Origin of the sequence: Chroococcidiopsis sp. CCALA 051, from assembly GCF_003015105.1 — a bacterium.
GTDB classification, from domain to species: Bacteria; Cyanobacteriota; Cyanobacteriia; order Cyanobacteriales; family Chroococcidiopsidaceae; genus Chroococcidiopsis; species Chroococcidiopsis thermalis.
In genome coordinates this window covers 1-19,080 of the sequence record NZ_PYCI01000128.1, presented here as the reverse complement: position 1 = coordinate 19,080, position 19,080 = coordinate 1, and the positions used below count along the sequence as shown (strand labels likewise).

Genomic DNA, 19,080 nt, shown 5'->3' with positions numbered 1-19,080 from the left:
AACACGCACCACGCACCACACACCACACACCACTCTGTCACCAACAACCAACAACCAACAACTAACCACTCACATAACACTATCAAGAGTTACAGTACCGTCAGTAGCACCGCCCGGAAAGCCGATTCCGGTGACTTATGAGTGGTCTGGGACGTGGGAGCAGTTGCAACCTGGTATTGTGTTACTCACATGGAAAAATCAGGATAGTGACAAACAAAGCGATCGCTGGATCCACGATCGCGGTCTTGGTCTTGGTCTTTTAGTAGCAACAGAGCAACTACCAACTACCAACTACCAATTACCAATTACCAATTACCAATTACCAATTACCAATTTTGTAACAGAACATTCAGCAATGATGCCTCCATCCGATCTATCTGCGGGAATTTACACTTTGGAGGCGACATATCTCAACCGCAATACAGGTGAAACTTATCCCATCACCGTACCACCAGTAGCTTTACAAATTGACCCTGGGGCTACAGCCACACCTGCACCGGAATTAGATTTAGTTACGCAAGAACGACTTTTAGCAGCAACCTTACCTCAAGGAATTAAGGCATTAGATCGTGTCTTTGCGGAAGTGGGGCGGATTAATCAATACGACCCGATCCAAGACTATTTAGTACAGGTACAATTGGCAATGGAGTACAGGCTGAAACAGGAGCCACAAAATCTCGACTGGGCTTACGCTCTGACGTTAGCTCAAATATTACAGCAAAAAGTACAAGGTGCGATCGCGGCTTTGGAACGAGTGACGCAGCTAGATGCGCAAAATCCCTATGCCTATGCCTACCTTGCCTTTGTCCATTTATATAACTGGAATGGAGCCGCCGCCCAAACTGCCCTCAAACCTGCTTTAGCACTCAACTCCAACATTCCAGAATTACATGCCCTACATGGAATTGCTGCTCTGATGCAAGGCAATCTCGTCCAAGCTTGGCAAGACTATAGAGTAGTCGTAAGTCATAAGTCGTACATTGGCAAACAGAGGAGCGCGTGGTAATTTCTCCCTTGTCCTCCTTGTCTCCCTTGTCTCCCTTGTCTTTCTATCGCGGGGCATGTCTAGCTTGATACTAAAGCAGGGCGACAGCCTGCCAATACACCGTGCAGGTTTACTACTTTACCGATAACGGCGATCGCAGGGGCGCTAAAACAGGTAGTTTCTACTTGCGCCACAATTGTTGCTAAAGTACCGATCAATTCTTCTTGTTCCGGTCGAGTTCCCCAACGTACTAGAGCTACTGGTGTATCTGCACTTAACCCTGCCTCGCATAGCTGCTCGATAATATAAGGTAAATTGTGGACTCCCATATAAATTGCGATCGTCTCCGAACCTTGGGCTACAGCTGCCCAATTGACTTTGGGGCGATACTTGCCTGCTGCTTCGTGACCCGTAACAAACGTGACTGAAGAACTATAATCTCTATGGGTTAATGGGATACCTGCATACGCTGGAGCTGCAATACCGGAAGTAATACCAGGCACGACTTCCACTGACACCCCAGCTGCTACCAAATCTTCCATCTCTTCGCCGCCACGCCCGAAGATAAATGGATCGCCCCCTTTTAATCGCACCACCACTGCATGATCTCGTGCCTTTTCGATCAATAACTGGGTCGTATCTTCCTGCACCAACGAATGCTTTCCCCGCCGCTTTCCTGCATTGATTTTTTCTGCCAAGGGGTTAATCATGCCTAGAATTGCCGGACTTACGAGGGCATCGTAAACCACAACATCGGCACATTCCAACAATGCCTTACCTTTGAGTGTAAATAAACCAGGGTCACCTGGACCCGCACCCACTAAGTAGACTTTACCCACGAACTCGTTCATTCTCTTCCTTGGCGTTTTGGCAGTTGATATGTCAATAAATCTACGTCTCGATCGCATCCCAAATTAGATCTGCTAATTCCTGAGTTGCCCCTAGTGGCTGCATCAGACAAAATTCGATCGCGGGAAACTGTTGTTGTAATTGTCCTACAACTTCCGCGATCGCATCGGTAATCCCTCCGGCAAACAAGAAATACGGGAGGATCGCAATTCGTCGCCATCCTGCGAGTACCAACTCTTGCACTCGTGCGTCTAAACTGGGAGCAACCGACCAATATGCCGTTACAGCACTTATTTGTTGGGCGATCGCTTCTACATGATGCTCAGAACCCTTACGCCGACTTCCATGTGCGAGCAAGATTGTTTGCTCTGCCTGCGTCCGGTCTAGCTGCTGTTGCAACAGCCTTGCTAAGCCAGTATGGGAACCTAAATGAGGGCGTAATTCCAGCTTTACCTTAACTTTCAAGGCTTGTCGCGCCTGCTCCACTTCTGCTGGAATATCTTCCATAACATGGACTCCCGGCAAGAGAAACAAAGGCACGATCTGCACTTGCTGATATCCGCAAGACAAGGCGCGATCGCTAAACTCTGCAATTTGCTGGTGCAGTGGCTTCTGGCTTAGCTCTAAACAAGCAGTACCTATTAGAGGGGCTGGGGAAGAATTCGGAATTCGGAATTCGGAATTCGGAATTAATTGCGGCTTACGACTTGTGACTTGTGACTTGTGACTTGGTAATTGCTCCCTGCTCCCTTGCAAAAGCCATGCCAAGCGTTCCAGCGCCACTTGTGGGCGCGGATCTCGACTGCCGTGAGATACCAGTAGATAGGCGGAGCGCATCGATAGATTAGGAGTTTGACAATTTGAGAATTTGAGCGTGACTCGATTGTGTGATTTATCTAGCAAATGGCTTTAAGATAAGATTTTCTGTATCAATTGCTGCTATTATTTTGGTTACGAACAGATCGCAAGACGTTTTTTGATTTTCGCCGCGATCGCCTTCTAACGAACCCTACCTACTTTTTGCGTCTTTACAATTCTACAAATATAGCATTTCTGCTTGAGTCTTAAGATTTATAATCAGAAAACATTTCTAGCCTGCTTGTCGTGGAACAAACGAGCGATGACCAATGACTAATGGCAGTTATAACGAAAAGTTCGATCGCTCGTGAAGTCTTGCGATAAAAATAAGTTAGTAGATTTAACATCCACTAACTTATATTGCATTGATTGTATTATCAAACTAGAGTTACGAACCTACGTTGTCTCTAACCTGAATTCCTAGCCTTTAGTCACTTCATTCACTGGGTCGGCAATATAGCGGAATGATGGTTCTGAGTTCCAAGGACCGCGTTCGTCCTGCGTACCGTTGGTAGACAGATTGTAGTAAATATCAACTGTTTCGTCAGGCTGAATATTACCAAAGAAAGGTTCGGTCAGCTTGCCCATAGAATCTAGAGCTTTCATAAACATCTGCGTATGGGAAATTTCCCGTGTTAGCAAATGCACTAAAGCATTCTTTGTACCCTCATCAGTTGACAGCTTAATTAATTCTTCGTAAGTTTGTCTTGCTCCAGCTTCCGCAGCAATATTAGCCCGCAAGTCCCGCACGACATCGCCACCTTCATTGAGATAACTAGCCGTCCAAGCATTCCCCTGGCTGTCTAAAAAGTGAGGACCCATCCCACGCACGGCAAACAAAGTACTTTTATATGCATCGGTTTGGTCTACATTTTTAGTGTGAGCTTCAATCATTTTGCCCACCATTTCTAAGTGACCGAATTCCTCGATCGCGATATCTTGCAGCATATCGCGAATCCCGGCGTTTTCTACATGAAAAGACTGTACCCAGTATTGTAGAGCCGCAGAAAGTTCGCCTGTTGCACCACCAAATTGTTCTAGCAAAAGTTGAGCAAAGCGAGGATTTGGTTCTTTAATGTTTACAACGTGAATTGGTTCTTTTTTATGAAAAAACATGCAAATTCTCCTCTCTCAGATTTTCACAATTAGCGATCGCTCTTCCTGAAAAAACTTGGCTCTCTCGGTGACGAAATCTCCTTGTCACAAAAAATTCATAACAACTGAGATTTGATTTAGTTTTTTGTAAAATCTGCGATCGCCATGACTACAGGCTAAAATTACTGGTGTTACATCCACCAAGACCAGTCTAAACCCAGCAACCACAGTGGCGAGTGCGTCTGAGGAAAGAGTTTTTATAAGTCGTAAGTCGTAAGTCGTACCCCATGATTAATAAAGTCACGCATGACTAGTTAGAATTTCATTTTGATAGTCATGTGGGCGATGCCCACCCTACTAATGTGGCTTTTGTACGGGCGAGGTTAGCCAATAAACTGACAGCCAAAATCCGTAATTTTTCGGTCAAAACTCGCCCCTACGACTTTTGACTTTTGATTAACTACTGCTTCTGGGCAGAGTAGGTAAAAAAGTTTTGCATTGCACCGACCGTTTGAAACCGATATGACGGAATTACGCCACCAACGGCAAGATCGGTAGTATAGATGCTGAATAAAAGAAAGTTTTGTCGCTTGGTGTTATTAGCTACAATACGTTGGATAACAGGAGAACTAGAATCAACTAAGTCACTACAATTTTGCTGCAAAGCCAGACCGAAGATGTTCGGCGCTTGCGGGCAAACTTCATCCTTGATGTAAGTTCCTAACCGTTCGCCAGCATAAATCTCGTAGGCAGAGCGATCGGGATTAGTCAATGCCATTACCACTCCCAGCCCGCCAAGAACTGCTAATCCTATATAACTAATACTTGTCGATCGCTTCATGCTGCATATCTTATGTTACTTCTGACTCTGTTGCTGGACTAAATGTAGGTTAGCTCGGTTCCAGTGCCGATCGATATTGAGAAATAGCTGATAAGATAGTATACTGGTATATACAATGGCGAGCGTAGCCAAGTGGTTAAGGCAGAGGATTGTGGTTCCTCCACTCGTGGGTTCGAGTCCCATCGTTCGCCCTGATGACAAATTTTGCCCTGATGGTAAATTTTGATTGAAAGCATCGATCGCGATCGCGCATAACTATACTCTATTCATAGAATTTACTCCCTGGAGTGCAAGGGTAACCGCTTCGATTAATTGCTCTGGTTCGATGGGCTTAGCAATATGCTTTTGAAAGCCTGCTGATAACGCTTTTTGCCGATCGCATTCTCCCGCGTAGGCAGTTAGCGCGATTGCTGGAATCTTGCCTCCTTGCCCTAGTGACAAAGCTCTAATTTGCTGCATCAGCATGTAACCATCCATACCAGGCATTCCAATATCGCTGATTAAGATATCTATCTGCGATGTAAACACTTCTAAAGCAGCAACAGCTGAGCTAACTGCGGTAACAGTAGCTCCTGCCTCTGCCAACAAGAAAGTCACAAAATCTCGCGAATCAGCATCGTCGTCAACGACTAAAACCTGTACGCCAGCGAGGGGAGCCGGTAGGGGCGATCGGCAGTACGCCGTTACACCGGAGTCGAGAACCGGAAATTCTCTTGTAGCTGCTACAGGCGTGGCAGTTTCCTCAGTTTTTCCTAGCAGTGGAATCTTGACAGTAAATGTAGAACCCCGTCCTTCACCAAGACTAGCTACCGCGACGTTACCACCATGCATTTCGACAATATTACGCACGATCGCCAATCCCAATCCCAACCCACCGAACTTTCTGGTTGTGGCACTGCTTTCCTGTCGAAAGTAATCGAATATGTAAGGAATAAAATCGGCACTAATACCTTTTCCCGTGTCAGCGAGCTGAATTTGGGCATAGTTAGTGCGTGGTGCGCGATCTAATTTTGAATTTTGAATTTTGAATTTTGAATTGGTAGTTGCTTCCTCTTCCACTCGTTGCAGCGAAATTTCTACCCGTCCTCCCTGAGGAGTGAACTTAATGGCGTTAGACAGTAAATTCCACATCACTTGCTGCAAGCGCGTCGGATCGCCTTCGATTTCTCCTACATTCGCATCAAGCCGAGTTACCACCTGAATTGATTTTGCTTCAGCTGCTAGGCGGACAGTTTCTAATGCTGCTGTAATAACGGAAGCTAAATTGACTGGAGAGACATTCAAGCTTAATTTCCCTTGCAGAATCGAGGAGACATCTAGCAAATCGTCAATGAGTTGTACCTGGAGCCTAGCGTTGCGATCGATCGTGGCGATCGCGCTATCAATGCGACTTCGATCGAATTTGCGGCTCATCAGCAAGTTGCACCAACCGAGAATCGGATTGAGTGGCGTGCGTAACTCGTGAGAAATGATAGCAAGAAAATTGTCCTTCATCCGGTTTGCTGTCTCAGCCTCAGCCCGTGCTGTTTGAGCGCGGACGAGCAATTCATCTTTTAATTTATTTGCTATTTCTAGTTCTGCCGTCCGCTCTGTGACTCGTTGTTCGAGTTGGGCGTTTAAAACCCGAATTTGCGATTCTGCGCGTTCTCGTTCGATAATTTGACTGCGTAATTCTTGGTTTGCTACTTCTAGCTGTGCGGGGCTGGGTAGAGCCAGTAGCTGCGGCACTAATGGCATTAGCTCTAGAGCAGTATAGAGAGAAATTAATGCTGCGATCGCTTTAAGCGTGCCTGAGAGCCAATAGGTAGGATGCCATAAAGTCCATATCTCCATTAGGTGAGTCGTGCCGCAAGCGATAATAAAAGCCCCAAATAGCCAAAAAATCCAGTTAAATGGCAAGTCTTTTCGCTTTTGGACGAAATAAACTAATGTAAATGGAATTGAATAATAGGCAAATGCGATACACGCATCAGATAAGATGTGCAGCCAAACTAACCCTGGTTGCCAAAGATAACAATGTCCGTGGGGGATAAATGAACTCGAACCAAAAAAATTGTGCCAAAACGCCTGCATAGAAAGCTTTATAGAAAGTTTTTCTTTTTATGGTATCAAGCTAATGTTCGGCTTTGGCGATCGCATATTTCTTTTTTAAACAAGCAAAAATATATCCTTCCCCAAAGAGCCGTCAGGTACGACAGAGGAAGGACAATTGGTTAGATTATATTAAATTTTTGTTACTGTTACTTTACAGATACTGCATCTACATCGACTGTACTACCAGTGGTATCGGTGGCGTTAGCCGTGCTTTTACCTTTACGGGTTTTGTAGCCTTCGATCGCCATTTGGGAAACTTCTGATACCAATAGCGTCAATAAAAAGACATCATCCAATTGTCCAACAATCGGCAAGAAGTCGGGAGCAATATCAAATGGCATCAGGAAATACAATGCCGTACCGAGAATTATCCACCAACGGTATTTAGGATTGCGGAGAGTGTTACGATACCAGCCGTAAACAGATTGGATTGAAAAGTTCATTTATGTACCTCCAGCTCTCTTTTATCTTGACAAATAACTTAGCTTATAGAGGTGGGAAAAACCGTCGCTCAAAAGTTGGGAAGATACGATAAAGCGATCGCGATCTTTTCGCTCTCGCGATGGGTGACAAAACACGAGATTAACAGTTAAGACGCTTAAAATTAAATTGCTTATCAGTGGGCAGCAATCCGATCCAGTGGTATGCTGTGCCGAAAGAATCAAAGGAGGAATGGAACAACAGTGGATGTTATAGATATTTTCCGCAAAGGCGGACCCGCCATGTGGCCCCTTCTAGCACTGTCTATTTTAGCTTTGAGCGTGATCGTCGAGCGGCTGGGGTTTTGGTTTAAGATTTTTTCTCAAGAACGGGAAATTGTCGAGCGCGTTCTAGATGCGGCTCAACAAAATTGGCAAAGTGCTACAGAATTAGCTAGAAAATTTTCCTATCAGCCTGCGGGTAGGTTCTTATACGCACCGTTACGTTTGTCTACACCCGATCCGGAAGTATTTCGGCTGGCACTAGAGTCAACCGCAGAAGATGAAATTGCCTCCATGCGCCAAGGGGAGAAGATTTTAGAAGCAGCGATCGCGCTTTCGCCCCTGCTAGGATTGTTGGGAACAGTACTGGGACTGATTCAATCGTTGGGTTCGATTACGTTAGGACAAATCAGTTCGGCTGCTTCTGCTGGCGTGACCACAGGTATTGGTGAATCTTTGATCAGTACGGCAACAGGATTGATTGTGGCGATCGTCAGTTTGGTTTTTTATCGCCTGTTTCAAGGATTTGCTGTAAACCAAATTAAAGTATTTCGCCGTGCAGGTAGCGAATTAGAATTACTATACCGTCAGTATTGGGTTAACCTGCAAGATTCTCCCACTGCTCCTCCTGCTTCTGCCATGACAACACCAGAAGTTATCCCTGGACGCGGTTCCGATCGGCGTTTTAGCTTTGACTTAGGTAATAGAAGGGCTGTTAATCCCGAACCACCAATAAATCCGCAAACAAACATAAATCCTGGTTACGGCGTTCCGCCGCAATCTCCCAGTCAGCGAGAAGATTCTGCTGCACCAGAGGTCTAGGAAGTCAAAAGTGAAAAGTCAAAAGTCAAAAGCAAGAGTAATTCGTGTCGTAATTTTCATCTGTTAAAGCTAGCAATCTCATGAAAATCAACCTGCACTCACCAATTGAAGAAGTTCAAGTTCAAATTATTCCTTTAATTGATGTCATTTTTTGCATTTTGACGTTTTTTCTCTTGGCAGCACTGCAATTTACACGCCAGCAGGCGATTGAAATTCAGTTACCCAAGGCGAGTACTGGTACAGCGCCAATGTTCCAATCGCGGTTGATTGTAACTCTCAAAGACGGACAGCTTTATGTCGAGAAAGAGCCAGTACAAATAGATAAGCTGACACAAACGCTCAAAGCTTACACTCAAGCTAATCCCCTCGGGACAATTATTTTAAATGCTTCGCGGTCGTCGAGCTACAACGATGTGATTCAGCTATTAGATGTCATGCGGCAAATTGGAGGCGATCGCGTTGCTTTAGCCACGACTCCTGGCTCCCCCGATTTACCATCTGGTTCTAATCTATCATCGCCAGATCTTACGCCCTTGGCTCCAATTAATCCTAACACCGACCCCCGTTTGAATTCTACTGCGCCGATCGCACCCTAATCGCCATGAACTCCAAGTAGTACGAAGACAATTTCCTAACGGTAGATCGCAAAGGAGATAGAAAAGCAGTAGGATACAGCTTGTTTTCTGTCAATTTATAGATGAATTCTAGTAGTTCGATTCGCTAGCCTACTCCTATAAGCGAGTTATTCTCAATCTCAAACTCAAGGAGTTGTAGGTATGCTAATCGACTTATTAATTGCTTGGTTAGTAAGTGCTTCTAGTCTTTTGATTGTCAGCAAACTTCCAGTTGGTGTGGAAGTAGATAGCCCCGCTAAAGCATATCTTTCGGCAGCTGTACTAGGGGTAGTCGCTGCTGTTGTTAATCCAATTTTAAGAGCGCTATTTTTTATCCCTAATTTGCTCACGTTCGGTTTATTATCGGGATTTGTCACCTTTGCGATTTCGGCGATCGCCCTTGGGATTGCAGCTTCTGTAGTCCAAGGTTTCCGCCTCCGAGCAGGAATTTGGAGCGTTCTACTGGGGGCGCTGGCGCTTTCCGTTGTCAGCCATCTGATTTATGCCTTTGTAGCTCCAGCTTATTAGAATTGACCTTGTTTGCATATTTGATTTGTAGGGGCGCACGGACGTGCGCCCCTACAGACGTTTGTACTACATGACTAGGAACCAGACGGAGTTTTATCCTGGGACGAGCCAGAAGCAGAACCGCTATCACCGTTGCTGGTAGCAACACCAGCTTCTTTTTCTTGCAGGCGTTGTTGGCGCTTTCGGCGATCGGCTGAAAGGATATCTGCCATTGTAATCAGCGCTTGCTCGATTTTATCGAGGTTAGAGCGGTATAGCTCTAAATCTTTGTTCAGCTTATCTTCCGGTACGTGCAAAGCGGTTGCGACTTGCTTGAGCGCTTCCACTCGCTGCTTCTCATCTTTGACAAGTTCCGCATCTGCTAGTTCTAACAGGGTAAAGACACCAATCGCAAATAGGCGACTGTATTTGAACTTGGAGTTCTGGGCGATCGCCTGCATTTGTGCTTGCAAATCTTCTGCACCTTGCAGGGAAGCTTTACCGTCGATCCAGTCGAACAGTTGTTGCGCCGAGACGTTTTGAAGGAGTTGACGCAGGCGATCGGCATCTTGGCGGTATCTCTGGGGATTATCTTCGATGGACTGACACAGCGCCTCAAAAATCGGTTCTTTATCCCGTTCTGGCTGGTAGCCCTGCATAAACCGCTCAAATGCCGTAACGACACCTAGAGCGTAGATGGGGTCATAGCGAAAATCAGCATTGACTGAGAGTAAATGCATTTCTACCATTAGTTCTTCTACCACCCGCCGATAGATCGTGTTAATCGGGCGGGTGTGTTGATTGTAGAAATTTCGCTTGGTATCGGAGACAGTACGCAGGTTATTCACAATTAAACATAGCGGGAAGACTTATTAGATTATTGTCTCGCTTTAACGTGACTTTTGCCAAGCCAAAGCCGATCGGTCTCAACGATTTACTATGAAAATTGGGAGTCGGGAATTGGGAGTCGGGAGTCGGAAGTAACAACACTCACCACTCTTCCTGCTCTTTCTGATAACTGATAACTGATAACTGATAACTGAATGCGATCGCGAACTGCACGTTCTGAAGATATTGATTTTTTTCTGGCTCAGGAAGCTAGAGCAGAATTTCAAAACTTTATTTTTTCCTCTAGTCGAGAGCAACATCAGCAATACATGAGTTCACAAGATTGTCAATATTTCATCTTCCAAAATGATGAAATTGAAGATGCGATCGGGTATGCAATTTTATCTGGTCTTACATCACCTCATGGCAATATTTGCTTGGTACGCATCGTTATGGCAAAGCCAGGACAAGGCTATGGTAAGCAGGCACTACGTTTGCTTTTAGATTGGGTTTTTCAGGAATACAAAGCTCATCGGTTCTGGTTAGATGTGTTTGAGGATAACCACCGCGCCAGACACGTATATCAATCGGTAGGTTTTCGCGAGGAAGGATTGCTAAGAGAAGTCGTGAAGCAGCAAGATAAGTATGCTTCTCAAGTGGTAATGTCGATTTTGGAGCAGGAATACTTTCAGCAATCTGGTAATTTTTAACTTTTGACTTTTAACTTTTGAATTTCTTATGATACCAACCGAATTAATTGCCCTCGCCGATTATATGGCAGGTGAATTTGAGAATAAAGCCCAGGCGATCGCCGATCCTGCTTGGTTCGTCCACTTAAGGCTGTGGCAAAAACCCGTCCCCCTATTTCAAGCAGACAGCATTACCCTATTTGCCGAACAAGCCAATGCTTTGTATTTAGATAAACCCTATCGTCCGCGATTGATGCGAATGCAGGCGCGTGAGGATGGACAAATTCAAGTACAGTACTACATACCTAAAGACTTTACTGCCGTGCGCGGTGCTGGGGCAAATTCTGAGAGATTGCAACAATTTACTCCCGACGATTTTGAGTTATTACCTGGTTGTTTATTAATTGTGACTTGGCAACAACTAGGTTCCAATAGCTACCATTTCAAAGCCGTAATCCCGCCAGATGCAAAGTGCTGCTTTACTTATCAAGGTAATACTCAACAAGTCAATCTTGGTTTTGAAGCCACCCCAGAAGAGTTTTTAAGTTATGACAAAGGCATAGATATGAATACAGGTTCAGCTAAGTGGGGCGCGATTATGGGTGCGTATCGTTTCCGCAAAAAGTAAATTTTTAGAGTTTTCTGTCCTGACTATGAATGTAAATTTAGAGTGTATCTAGCTCGTGTTTTGAGAATGTTAAGCTGGTCAACCTGCGTTAACAAACGATCTAGAACTGCTATTTCCTCAGTACAAAGCTGATTTTCGGCATTTCGAGCCAGTAATTCACTTAGTTGAGTTTGTGCGGTAGGAGCTAGCATACTATCTGCTAAGGCTGGTAGTTCATCTAGACTTAATCCTGATAAAATTTCTGCATCAGATGGAAGAGAAACTAGTCTACGGTAAGTTTCCATATCTAGAAGTACACCGACTTGTTCGCCCTCTTGGTTCGTGATGTATTGCAATGATTCAGACATAGCTTTCTGCTAAATGTTTGATGAGTTGTAGAGACGTTACATGTAATGTCTCTACAACTCATATTTGCTTAAGGATTCCAATTCGCCCAATCTTGAGGTTTGAGGAATGTGTCGTACAACTCGGCTTCGGGGGTGTTGGGTTCTGGCGTGTAACCGTATTCCCAGCGTACCAAGGGAGGGAGAGACATCAAAATTGATTCCGTGCGTCCGTTGGTCTGTAACCCGAAAATCGTGCCTCGGTCGTAGACTAAGTTAAATTCTACGTAACGTCCGCGTCGATAGAGTTGGAAATTGCGTTCGCGATCGCCATATTCTATATTCTTACGGCGATCGACAATGGGTAAATAGGATGGTAAAAACGCCTCGCCGCAGTCGCACACGAAAGCAAAGATTTCTTCCCATTTACGAGGGGGTTGATTACCTAGTTGGTTGCTATAAACAGCCGCCGGACTATCAGAATGGGGTCCGCGATATAACTGTCCCTCCCTACCATCTTGGTAGTCAAAAAAGATTCCGCCGACACCGCGAGTCTCTTGACGGTGTTTCAAATAGAAATACTCGTCGCACCAGCGCTTAAAGACTGGGTAGTATTCTGGATGATGATTATCGCAAGCCTGCTTCAGTGTTTTGTGGAAATGAGCTGCATCTTCAGCAAATGGATAATAGGGGGTTAAATCTATCCCACCTCCAAACCACCAAACGGGACCAGCCTCAAAATAGCGGTAATTCAGGTGAACTGTCGGGATGTAAGGGTTACGGGGATGTAACACCATTGAAGTACCCGTGGCGTAAAATTTATGTCCTGCTGCCTCTGGGCGTTGAGTTAAAATCGACGGCGGTAAATGGGAACCCCAAACCTCGGAGAAATTGACTCCTCCCTGTTCTAATACATTACCTTCGCGCAGGACACGCGATCGCCCGCCGCCGCCTTCTTCCCGTTCCCACTCGTCTTGCTGAAATTTACCCGCACCATCAGCTGATTCGAGAGCTTGACAAATCTTATCTTGTATCTGTTTCATCCACTGGCTGACTCGTTCTTTCGCGTCAGTTGGGGGTAGGGGTTGGGAGGAAGTTGGTTGAGCTGTAGAAGCAGTCGTCATGTTGTCAATAAAATTCTGTTAAATTTTTATTTTGTGGCAAGGAACATCTACAATTTTGTGTAAGTCTGAAAGCTTTAAGCAGCGAAAGCAATACTTAACTGGCAAAACTTAAAAATGCTTTACATCACTCAGTCACAATCGAGTCATATTTCAAACTGCGATCGCATCAATTGCAAATGACTTAACATTATCCGTTGAGTCAATACAGATAATAGACCACTGAACATATTGTCCCTCAAATTAACACCCCATAATACAGCGAAGCGAAAATCTTCAGTGAAATACTAAACTCTAATTGAGTATTCTAGAGAAAGTTTGCCCAAAATAATCATCAATACTTGCCTTGGTTGCCGCCGAAGTCAGAATGCCTGCTAAGCTCAACAGGCAAAAGGAGGAAGAAGAAAATGCGACGCTACATATCAAAATTAATTCAGCGCAAGGGTCGTCGCGTTCAGTGTTCTTTAGTACGTACTTATAGACAAATTAGCTCGGCTTCGGTAGATGAATTATGGCAAAAGGTAGTTGACTTAGCAGACGTTTCATGGCATCCGTTACTGACCAAAACTAACGTACCCTACGGCTTAGTTCCGAAGCCGGGATTAATCTTTGAAGCCGTCACCCGGATGGGACCCTTCCCAATTCGGATCTTTGTTGAAAGCGTATGCCCTAGAGAATTATTGCGCGTGCGCGTGCTTGCTATCCCAGGAGTGGAAGAACATATTACCTACAAAGTCGAATCTACCGTTTGCGGTACGTGCGTCTCTTATTCCGTTACTTTAGATGGCTGGCTATCTCCGCTGATTTGGTCGTTGACTCGTCACCGCGCCGAACAAGTTGCAGCAGCTTTAGCCAAAGCCGCCGAACAAGCTGCTAACTCAGCCTTATCAGGAAAGCCAAAACCTTTTAAGAATAGCTGTTTTGATTTTTGAAAGAGGAATGGGTAATAGCTGAGGAGTCACGAGCGTTTAAGACGCAAACACTGTCATATCGAGACATTGCCAAGAACTGCCACAAATGCAGGGCGAACTCAACATTCAGAAGTTGGTTTCGCCGCAGCCATTATTTGTAGAAAAGCACCAAATTGGTGCTTTTCTACGATATGGGTTCGACTTCATTCTCCCGTAAATGTGCTTTGAACTTTTTACTAAACTGCACGTAAACAGGTAAGTTGGCACTTACAGGTCTGCCATGCCACTCATTGACAATACCCAGCACATCTCCTTCCAAACCTTTAATGTCAAAGGGTTGGTTGCGGTGTTCTGGGTGATGGTATACGATAACGGATTCTTTAACACGAACGCGATCGCCAACTTTCATAACCTTTGAACCTAGTGTTTCCTCTCCACAGACTTGCACCACTGCTCGTCCTCTATATCAGTGCTTACTTGTCACAATCTTTTATCTTTGCATAATTTCGTCCCCTAAGTTTCAGTTATCAGTTATCAGGGAGCAGGGAGTAGGGAGCAGTGACCAGTAACCAGTAACCAGTGACCAGTTAATTCTGACTTACGACTTACGACTTCTAAGTGACAGTCAGTGGTAAAAAAGAGTAAAAATTAAAATAGACAGCGCAAAATGTAAAAAATGTCAATCAATCTTGTCTGGCTGTGGTTGCTTATCGGTATCGCTCTTTGTGCGATCGAACTCGTGCTACCTACAGCCTTTGTGAGCTTCGCAATGGGAGTTAGTGCCGTTGTCGTAGCTATAGCAGTGCCAATTTTGCCTCATCTAGGCTTGCAAGTCGTCGTATGGCTTGCCTTATCTACAGCTTTTGTCTTTCTGTCGCGACGCTTAATCCCAGCACCACAACGACATTCAAAAATTCGAGATGCTACAGTAGCGGAGACTTTAACCGAAATTACTGCGGGTAAAGAGGGACGGGTGTTATATGAAGGGAATTCTTGGCGGGCAAAATGTGCTGACGAAAAGCTCAGCATACTGCCACAACAAAAAGTCTATGTTGTCAGTCGAGAGGGAACTACGTTGATCGTGATGCCAGAAAGCCTGATTCATCATTAAGACTAATACTGCTTGTACGGGCGCGCTATCTAAATTTTTGTACGGACGCGCTATCTGAATTTTTGTACGGGCGCGCTATCTGAATTTTTGTACGGACGCGCTATCTAAATTTTTGTACGGGCGCACAGCTGTGCGCCCCTACTACTCACTACTCACTACTCACTGCTATGGAACAATTATTTTTACTGATAGTACTAGCGCTAGGTGGTGGTTCTACCCTAGCTAGCTCCGTCAAAATCATCAATCAAGGCAATGAAGCTTTGGTAGAGAGATTTGGTAGTTATCATAAAAAACTGCAGCCAGGGCTAAATATTGTCGTTCCCGTTCTCGATCGCATTGTCTTTCGCGAAACAATTCGGGAAAAAGTTTTAGATATTCCACCGCAAAAATGCATCACCCGTGACAACGTGGGAATTGAAGTCGATGCTGTGGTTTACTGGCGGATTGTCGATATGGAAAAAGCCTGGTACAAGGTAGAAAATCTCCAATCGGCAATGGTGAATTTGGTACTGACGCAAATTCGGGCGGAAATGGGACAACTGGAGTTGGATCAAACCTTTACGGCACGAACGCAAATCAACGAAATTTTGCTCCAGGATTTAGATATTGCTACCGATCCTTGGGGCGTGAAAGTAACGCGGGTGGAATTGAGGGACATCATTCCTTCCAAAGCGGTGCAAGAGTCGATGGAACTGCAAATGGCAGCAGAACGCCGCAAACGGGCATCAATTTTGACTTCTGAAGGCGATCGCGAATCGGCAGTTAACAGTGCCAAGGGGAAAGCGGAAGCGCAGGTACTCGAAGCTGAAGCTCAACAAAAAGCCACAATTCTGCAAGCCGAGGCGCAACAGAAGACGATTATCATGCAGGCGCAAGCCGAACGCCAACAACAAATTTTGCAGGCACAAGCTACCTCTGAAGCATTGCAAATTATTGCCAAAATTTTGCAAACAGAACCTCATGCCGCTGAAGCTTTACAATTTTTAATTGCCCAACATTATTTAGACATGGGCAAGCAAATTGGCAGCAGCGACAGCAGCAAAGTCATGTTCATGGACCCGCGTAGCATTCCTGGGACGATCGAGGGTATGCGTTCTATGATCTCGGATGGGAGTAGGGAGTGAAACTTTGTAGAGACGTTACATGTAACGTCTCTACAAACTAACCTGACACCGATCGCACAAGCCGAAAAACTCTAGGGTGTGGTAGAAAATTTTGAATTTGTGCGATTTATTCAGCTGATTTTCTAACTCGTGGACGGGACATTGATGAATCGGAATCGATTTACCACATTGCAGGCATGTTAGGTGATGTTTATCTTGCTGAACGCAACTGTAGAGGGATTCGCCAGAAGCTAGCGTTCTAACCTGCACGACTCCTTCGAGTTTCAATGCTTCTAAGGCACGGTAAACTGTAGCTAGACCGATGCTTTGATTGCGATTGCGAAGTTCTACGTAAATATCTTGGGCAGATATTGCTTTATTGGAGTTTTTTAGTAAATGCAAGATTCGTTCTTGACTGCGAGTACGTTCAGCTTTCTCGGCTTTCATAGACAGTATCTGAGTTTGATGACTGAAGCGGCGATCGCACTTCTCTTGCTTTCTAAACTAGCTCAAAGCGAATACTGTTTATTCCGTCAAGCTGTCTCCAGAAGGAGTTATTATAGCCTTTGTGGGATTGGGAATCAAGTCAAGTGTTACGAAAGTATTTAGCTCGCATATATGTCACCCTACGACCCTCTGTCCTCGACCCAGCAGGAACAGCCGTCCAGTCTGGTTTGAGTCATATGGGTTACGATAACGTGGAACATGTCAGAATTGGCAAGTATATCGAGTTGCAACTGACGGCAGTAGATGAAAAAACAGCCACAGAACAGCTGAATCGGATGTGCGATCGCCTCCTGGCTAATCCGACAATTGAAAATTATCGCTTCGATTTGAAAGAAGTTGCTGTAGAGATGGGAGCATCGATGTGAAGTTTGGGATTGTAGTTTTTCCTGGCTCGAATTGCGATCGCGATGTTGCCTACGTGACTCGCGACATCCTCAAGCAGCCGACGCGCATGGTTTGGCATGAAGACACCGATTTAACGGATCTCGATGTTGTCGTCGTGCCTGGAGGTTTCAGCTACGGGGATTATTTGCGTTGTGGTGCGATCGCCAGGTTTTCTCCTATCATGCAGCAAGCGATCGCTCACGCTCAACAGGGTAAATTTGTATTGGGAATTTGTAATGGATTTCAGATTTTGACTGAAGCGGGTTTGTTACCTGGTGCTTTAGTCCGAAATCGCGATTTACATTTCATTTGCGATCGCGTGGAATTAAAAGTAGAGCGTAACGATTCACCCTGGACGCAAGCCTACTCAGTCGGGGAAGTTGTGACTATTCCCATCGCGCACGGAGAAGGGCGATTTTATGCTGATAAAAAGACTTTAGCGGAAATTGAGGCAAATAATCAAGTTCTGTTTCGCTATGCCGGCGACAATCCCAACGGCTCTGTTAACAACATTGCGGGAATTTGTAACCGTCAGGGTAACGTCTTAGGTATGATGCCGCATCCCGAACGTGCTTCCGATCCAATTTTAGGCGGAACGGATGGTTTGAAATTGTTTCAGGGATTGTTGGAACGAGTCGCTGCGATCGCATAACTCAATCCAAATACTTCAACTGAACCTGCACGCTTGTATTTGGACCAGCAATTAAAACAGCTGCATCGTTAAACTTAGGTGCGGCTGTACGAATTTCTGGATTTCTCGAAAATCCATATCCCTCAATTGGCATTCCTATATCGTTACGGTTGAGCGTACCATCTCCATTAGTATCGTGAATAATGGCAACAGCGTAATTTCCAGCTTTGAGATTCCTAAAATTGACTATCAGGGGAGCAGAAGTAATCTTATTACACTGACGCTGTACGACATTTTTTCTATTATTAGGAAAACCTTGACTGCTGGCAAACAGACTGACGCAAGCTTGCCCTTCACGGTTTCTAAAACCATCAATCTCTACAGTTAAATTGCCAGACAAGTTATTATTAGCATATACTCTGCTATTAGGAATATCGATCGCAATTCCAAGAAATGACAGTAACAGACAAGTTTTCAATATTTGAGACTTTTGGCAAAATTTTATCTTCATTTGCGATCGCCTACATTTAATATTTTTCATAAATATTGATATAATTTTTCAAATTGTATATTGTAATCTTCAAGCCAATAGAGCTAAGCTTAAAACACATGATGGGCGAACTCTCTACAACTGTACCCGATTATCTTGAGATCCTGTCAAAAGTGGCGATCGCTGCTCGATCGGGAAATCGCGATGCCGAAGGCGGTTTGCTTCGCAACCATCGCCCTACTGCTAAAGTGGTTGTTAGCGCCCTATTACAAGCAGAAAGAGCAGCCAAACAGCAACGCTTAGTATACCCCCTCGAATCTCTCTTGGGCGATTGGCGACTTTACTTCACAGCACCACGTAATGCCAAATTACAAAATGGTGTGGCTCAAGGAAATGGCTTTTACATTCCTCAAATTGCGCCAGCACAGATTTCCTTTCACTCAAGAGAACGGCTAGAAATTGGCAATCAAATTCAATTCGGTTCGTTACTATTCAAACTGACTGGTCCAGCGCGGTATTTAGGTAAGAAAAATTTACTTGCTTTTGACTTCACCCAAATGCAACTGTGTTTATTTAATCGTACAGTCTATCAGGGCAAGTTTAATAGTGGTAAAAGAGCCGGAAATTTTGAAGAACAACCTATTTCTAAACTACCCTTTTTTGCCTTTTTCTTAATTACTGAAGATTATATCGCAGCTCGCGGTCGCGGTGGTGGATTAGCAATTTGGATTAAACAAGTCGCGTGATATTAATAGCAATTTACGAAATAACTAGCATATTCTTTAACTTAAGTATAAGCAAGAATAGTTCGCTTTTTAATAAAAATAAATGAATAATAAATTACGATCCAGCTTTACCAAGATAAATTTGCTTGGAATCTTTGGGAATATAAATTAAACCAAGTTCTTGTAGGCGATGTGTCAAATTAGAAATTGTGACACCAAGCTCATCTTTCATCGCATAAAGATGTTTCCATTTAGTTAAATCG

At 44.6% G+C, this 19,080-nt stretch carries 24 protein-coding genes, 1 tRNA gene and 1 pseudogene; 13 read left to right on the top strand and 13 right to left on the bottom strand.

Annotated elements, in window-relative coordinates; genetic code table 11:
• Nucleotides 1–1,006 (top strand): tetratricopeptide repeat protein (locus C7Y66_RS24245; RefSeq protein WP_370143960.1); only part of this gene is annotated, 1,006 nt, incomplete at its 5' end.
• Nucleotides 1,007–1,065: 59 nt separating this feature from the next.
• Here C7Y66_RS24245 and cobA read toward each other — a convergent pair.
• From cobA to C7Y66_RS24225, 4 genes are all read right to left on the bottom strand, one after another.
• Entirely contained in the window at nt 1,066–1,836 is a 771-nt protein-coding gene (gene cobA, locus C7Y66_RS24240) for a uroporphyrinogen-III C-methyltransferase (protein WP_106547552.1), read from the bottom strand.
• Nucleotides 1,837–1,876: 40 nt separating this feature from the next.
• On the bottom strand, nt 1,877–2,671 hold the full coding sequence (locus C7Y66_RS24235; protein WP_106547551.1) for a sirohydrochlorin chelatase: 795 nt from the start codon (nt 2,669–2,671) through the stop codon (nt 1,877–1,879).
• 441 nt (nt 2,672–3,112) lie between these two features.
• A complete protein-coding gene (locus C7Y66_RS24230) occupies nt 3,113–3,808 on the bottom strand; it encodes a manganese catalase family protein (protein ID WP_106547550.1) in 696 nt (231 codons plus the stop codon).
• Between the two features lie 439 nt (nt 3,809–4,247).
• A complete protein-coding gene (locus tag C7Y66_RS24225; protein WP_015157130.1) occupies nt 4,248–4,628 on the bottom strand; it encodes a DUF4359 domain-containing protein in 381 nt (126 codons plus the stop codon).
• 118 nt (nt 4,629–4,746) lie between these two features.
• Here C7Y66_RS24225 and C7Y66_RS24220 point away from each other — a divergent pair.
• Nucleotides 4,747–4,819, top strand: a tRNA-His gene (locus C7Y66_RS24220).
• A 64-nt stretch (nt 4,820–4,883) separates the two neighbouring features.
• Here C7Y66_RS24220 and C7Y66_RS24215 read toward each other — a convergent pair.
• Both C7Y66_RS24215 and C7Y66_RS24210 read right to left on the bottom strand, forming a co-directional pair.
• Complete coding sequence (locus tag C7Y66_RS24215) at nt 4,884–6,701, bottom strand: ATP-binding protein (RefSeq protein WP_106547549.1); 1,818 nt, start codon at nt 6,699–6,701, stop codon at nt 4,884–4,886.
• Between the two features lie 167 nt (nt 6,702–6,868).
• The gene (locus tag C7Y66_RS24210) at nt 6,869–7,165 is read right to left on the bottom strand and encodes a YkvA family protein (protein WP_015157128.1); all 297 of its coding nucleotides are present in this window, start codon (nt 7,163–7,165) and stop codon (nt 6,869–6,871) included.
• Between the two features lie 240 nt (nt 7,166–7,405).
• Between C7Y66_RS24210 and C7Y66_RS24205 the strand changes: the two genes are divergently transcribed.
• The 3 genes from C7Y66_RS24205 to C7Y66_RS24195 all read left to right on the top strand — a co-directional run bounded on the left by C7Y66_RS24205 (nt 7,406) and on the right by C7Y66_RS24195 (nt 9,387).
• On the top strand, nt 7,406–8,245 hold the full coding sequence (locus tag C7Y66_RS24205) for a MotA/TolQ/ExbB proton channel family protein (RefSeq protein WP_015157127.1): 840 nt from the start codon (nt 7,406–7,408) through the stop codon (nt 8,243–8,245).
• A gap of 80 nt (nt 8,246–8,325) precedes the next feature.
• The gene (locus tag C7Y66_RS24200) at nt 8,326–8,841 is read left to right on the top strand and encodes a biopolymer transporter ExbD (RefSeq protein ID WP_015157126.1); all 516 of its coding nucleotides are present in this window, start codon (nt 8,326–8,328) and stop codon (nt 8,839–8,841) included.
• A 180-nt stretch (nt 8,842–9,021) separates the two neighbouring features.
• A complete protein-coding gene (locus C7Y66_RS24195) occupies nt 9,022–9,387 on the top strand; it encodes a phage holin family protein (RefSeq protein ID WP_015157125.1) in 366 nt (121 codons plus the stop codon).
• A 74-nt stretch (nt 9,388–9,461) separates the two neighbouring features.
• Here the strand turns inward: C7Y66_RS24195 and psb29 are convergent, their stop codons facing one another.
• On the bottom strand, nt 9,462–10,214 hold the full coding sequence (gene psb29, locus C7Y66_RS24190) for a photosystem II biogenesis protein Psp29 (RefSeq protein ID WP_015157124.1): 753 nt from the start codon (nt 10,212–10,214) through the stop codon (nt 9,462–9,464).
• Between the two features lie 195 nt (nt 10,215–10,409).
• Between psb29 and C7Y66_RS24185 the strand changes: the two genes are divergently transcribed.
• Both C7Y66_RS24185 and C7Y66_RS24180 read left to right on the top strand, forming a co-directional pair.
• Nucleotides 10,410–10,904, top strand: a complete 495-nt coding sequence (locus C7Y66_RS24185) for a GNAT family N-acetyltransferase (RefSeq protein WP_106547548.1) — start codon at nt 10,410–10,412, stop codon at nt 10,902–10,904.
• 28 nt (nt 10,905–10,932) lie between these two features.
• Nucleotides 10,933–11,511 carry a chromophore lyase CpcT/CpeT gene (locus C7Y66_RS24180; RefSeq protein ID WP_106547547.1) on the top strand — a complete coding sequence of 193 codons (579 nt, stop codon included), beginning with the start codon at nt 10,933–10,935 and terminating at the stop codon, nt 11,509–11,511.
• A gap of 23 nt (nt 11,512–11,534) precedes the next feature.
• Here the strand turns inward: C7Y66_RS24180 and C7Y66_RS24175 are convergent, their stop codons facing one another.
• Complete coding sequence (locus C7Y66_RS24175; protein ID WP_106217353.1) at nt 11,535–11,858, bottom strand: hypothetical protein; 324 nt, start codon at nt 11,856–11,858, stop codon at nt 11,535–11,537.
• Between the two features lie 68 nt (nt 11,859–11,926).
• Nucleotides 11,927–12,958 (bottom strand): oxygen-dependent coproporphyrinogen oxidase, encoded by a 1,032-nt coding sequence (gene hemF / locus C7Y66_RS24170; RefSeq protein ID WP_106547546.1) that lies wholly within the window; start codon nt 12,956–12,958, stop codon nt 11,927–11,929.
• Between the two features lie 404 nt (nt 12,959–13,362).
• Between hemF and C7Y66_RS24165 the strand changes: the two genes are divergently transcribed.
• Nucleotides 13,363–13,887 (top strand): hypothetical protein, encoded by a 525-nt coding sequence (locus C7Y66_RS24165; protein WP_015157119.1) that lies wholly within the window; start codon nt 13,363–13,365, stop codon nt 13,885–13,887.
• Nucleotides 13,888–14,050: 163 nt separating this feature from the next.
• On the opposite strand, the gene C7Y66_RS24160 is transcribed toward C7Y66_RS24165, so the two are convergent.
• A complete protein-coding gene (locus C7Y66_RS24160; RefSeq protein ID WP_039715191.1) occupies nt 14,051–14,275 on the bottom strand; it encodes a ferredoxin-thioredoxin reductase variable chain in 225 nt (74 codons plus the stop codon).
• Nucleotides 14,276–14,542: 267 nt separating this feature from the next.
• Between C7Y66_RS24160 and C7Y66_RS24155 the strand changes: the two genes are divergently transcribed.
• Nucleotides 14,543–14,977 (top strand): NfeD family protein, encoded by a 435-nt coding sequence (locus C7Y66_RS24155; RefSeq protein ID WP_106166717.1) that lies wholly within the window; start codon nt 14,543–14,545, stop codon nt 14,975–14,977.
• Nucleotides 14,978–15,144: 167 nt separating this feature from the next.
• A complete protein-coding gene (locus C7Y66_RS24150; protein WP_015157116.1) occupies nt 15,145–16,101 on the top strand; it encodes an SPFH domain-containing protein in 957 nt (318 codons plus the stop codon).
• A 30-nt stretch (nt 16,102–16,131) separates the two neighbouring features.
• Here C7Y66_RS24150 and C7Y66_RS24145 read toward each other — a convergent pair whose 3' ends face one another.
• A complete protein-coding gene (locus C7Y66_RS24145) occupies nt 16,132–16,527 on the bottom strand; it encodes a Fur family transcriptional regulator (RefSeq protein WP_015157115.1) in 396 nt (131 codons plus the stop codon).
• A 143-nt stretch (nt 16,528–16,670) separates the two neighbouring features.
• Here C7Y66_RS24145 and purS point away from each other — a divergent pair, with 143 nt between their 5' ends.
• Both purS and purQ read left to right on the top strand, forming a co-directional pair.
• Nucleotides 16,671–16,952, top strand: coding sequence for a phosphoribosylformylglycinamidine synthase subunit PurS (purS, locus tag C7Y66_RS24140; protein ID WP_041463528.1), 282 nt, complete (start codon nt 16,671–16,673; stop codon nt 16,950–16,952).
• The gene (gene purQ, locus C7Y66_RS24135) at nt 16,949–17,623 is read left to right on the top strand and encodes a phosphoribosylformylglycinamidine synthase subunit PurQ (RefSeq protein ID WP_106547545.1); all 675 of its coding nucleotides are present in this window, start codon (nt 16,949–16,951) and stop codon (nt 17,621–17,623) included. The genes purS and purQ overlap by 4 nt, the downstream gene beginning before the upstream one ends.
• A 1-nt stretch (nt 17,624) precedes the next feature.
• On the opposite strand, the gene C7Y66_RS24130 is transcribed toward purQ, so the two are convergent.
• Complete coding sequence (locus tag C7Y66_RS24130; RefSeq protein ID WP_233222831.1) at nt 17,625–18,143, bottom strand: DUF2141 domain-containing protein; 519 nt, start codon at nt 18,141–18,143, stop codon at nt 17,625–17,627.
• Nucleotides 18,144–18,211: 68 nt separating this feature from the next.
• Here C7Y66_RS24130 and C7Y66_RS24125 point away from each other — a divergent pair, with 68 nt between their 5' ends.
• Nucleotides 18,212–18,838, top strand: a complete 627-nt coding sequence (locus tag C7Y66_RS24125) for a hypothetical protein (protein WP_106547543.1) — start codon at nt 18,212–18,214, stop codon at nt 18,836–18,838.
• Between the two features lie 94 nt (nt 18,839–18,932).
• Here C7Y66_RS24125 and C7Y66_RS33540 read toward each other — a convergent pair.
• Nucleotides 18,933–19,080, bottom strand: a pseudogene (locus tag C7Y66_RS33540) (Zn peptidase); the annotation flags it as partial.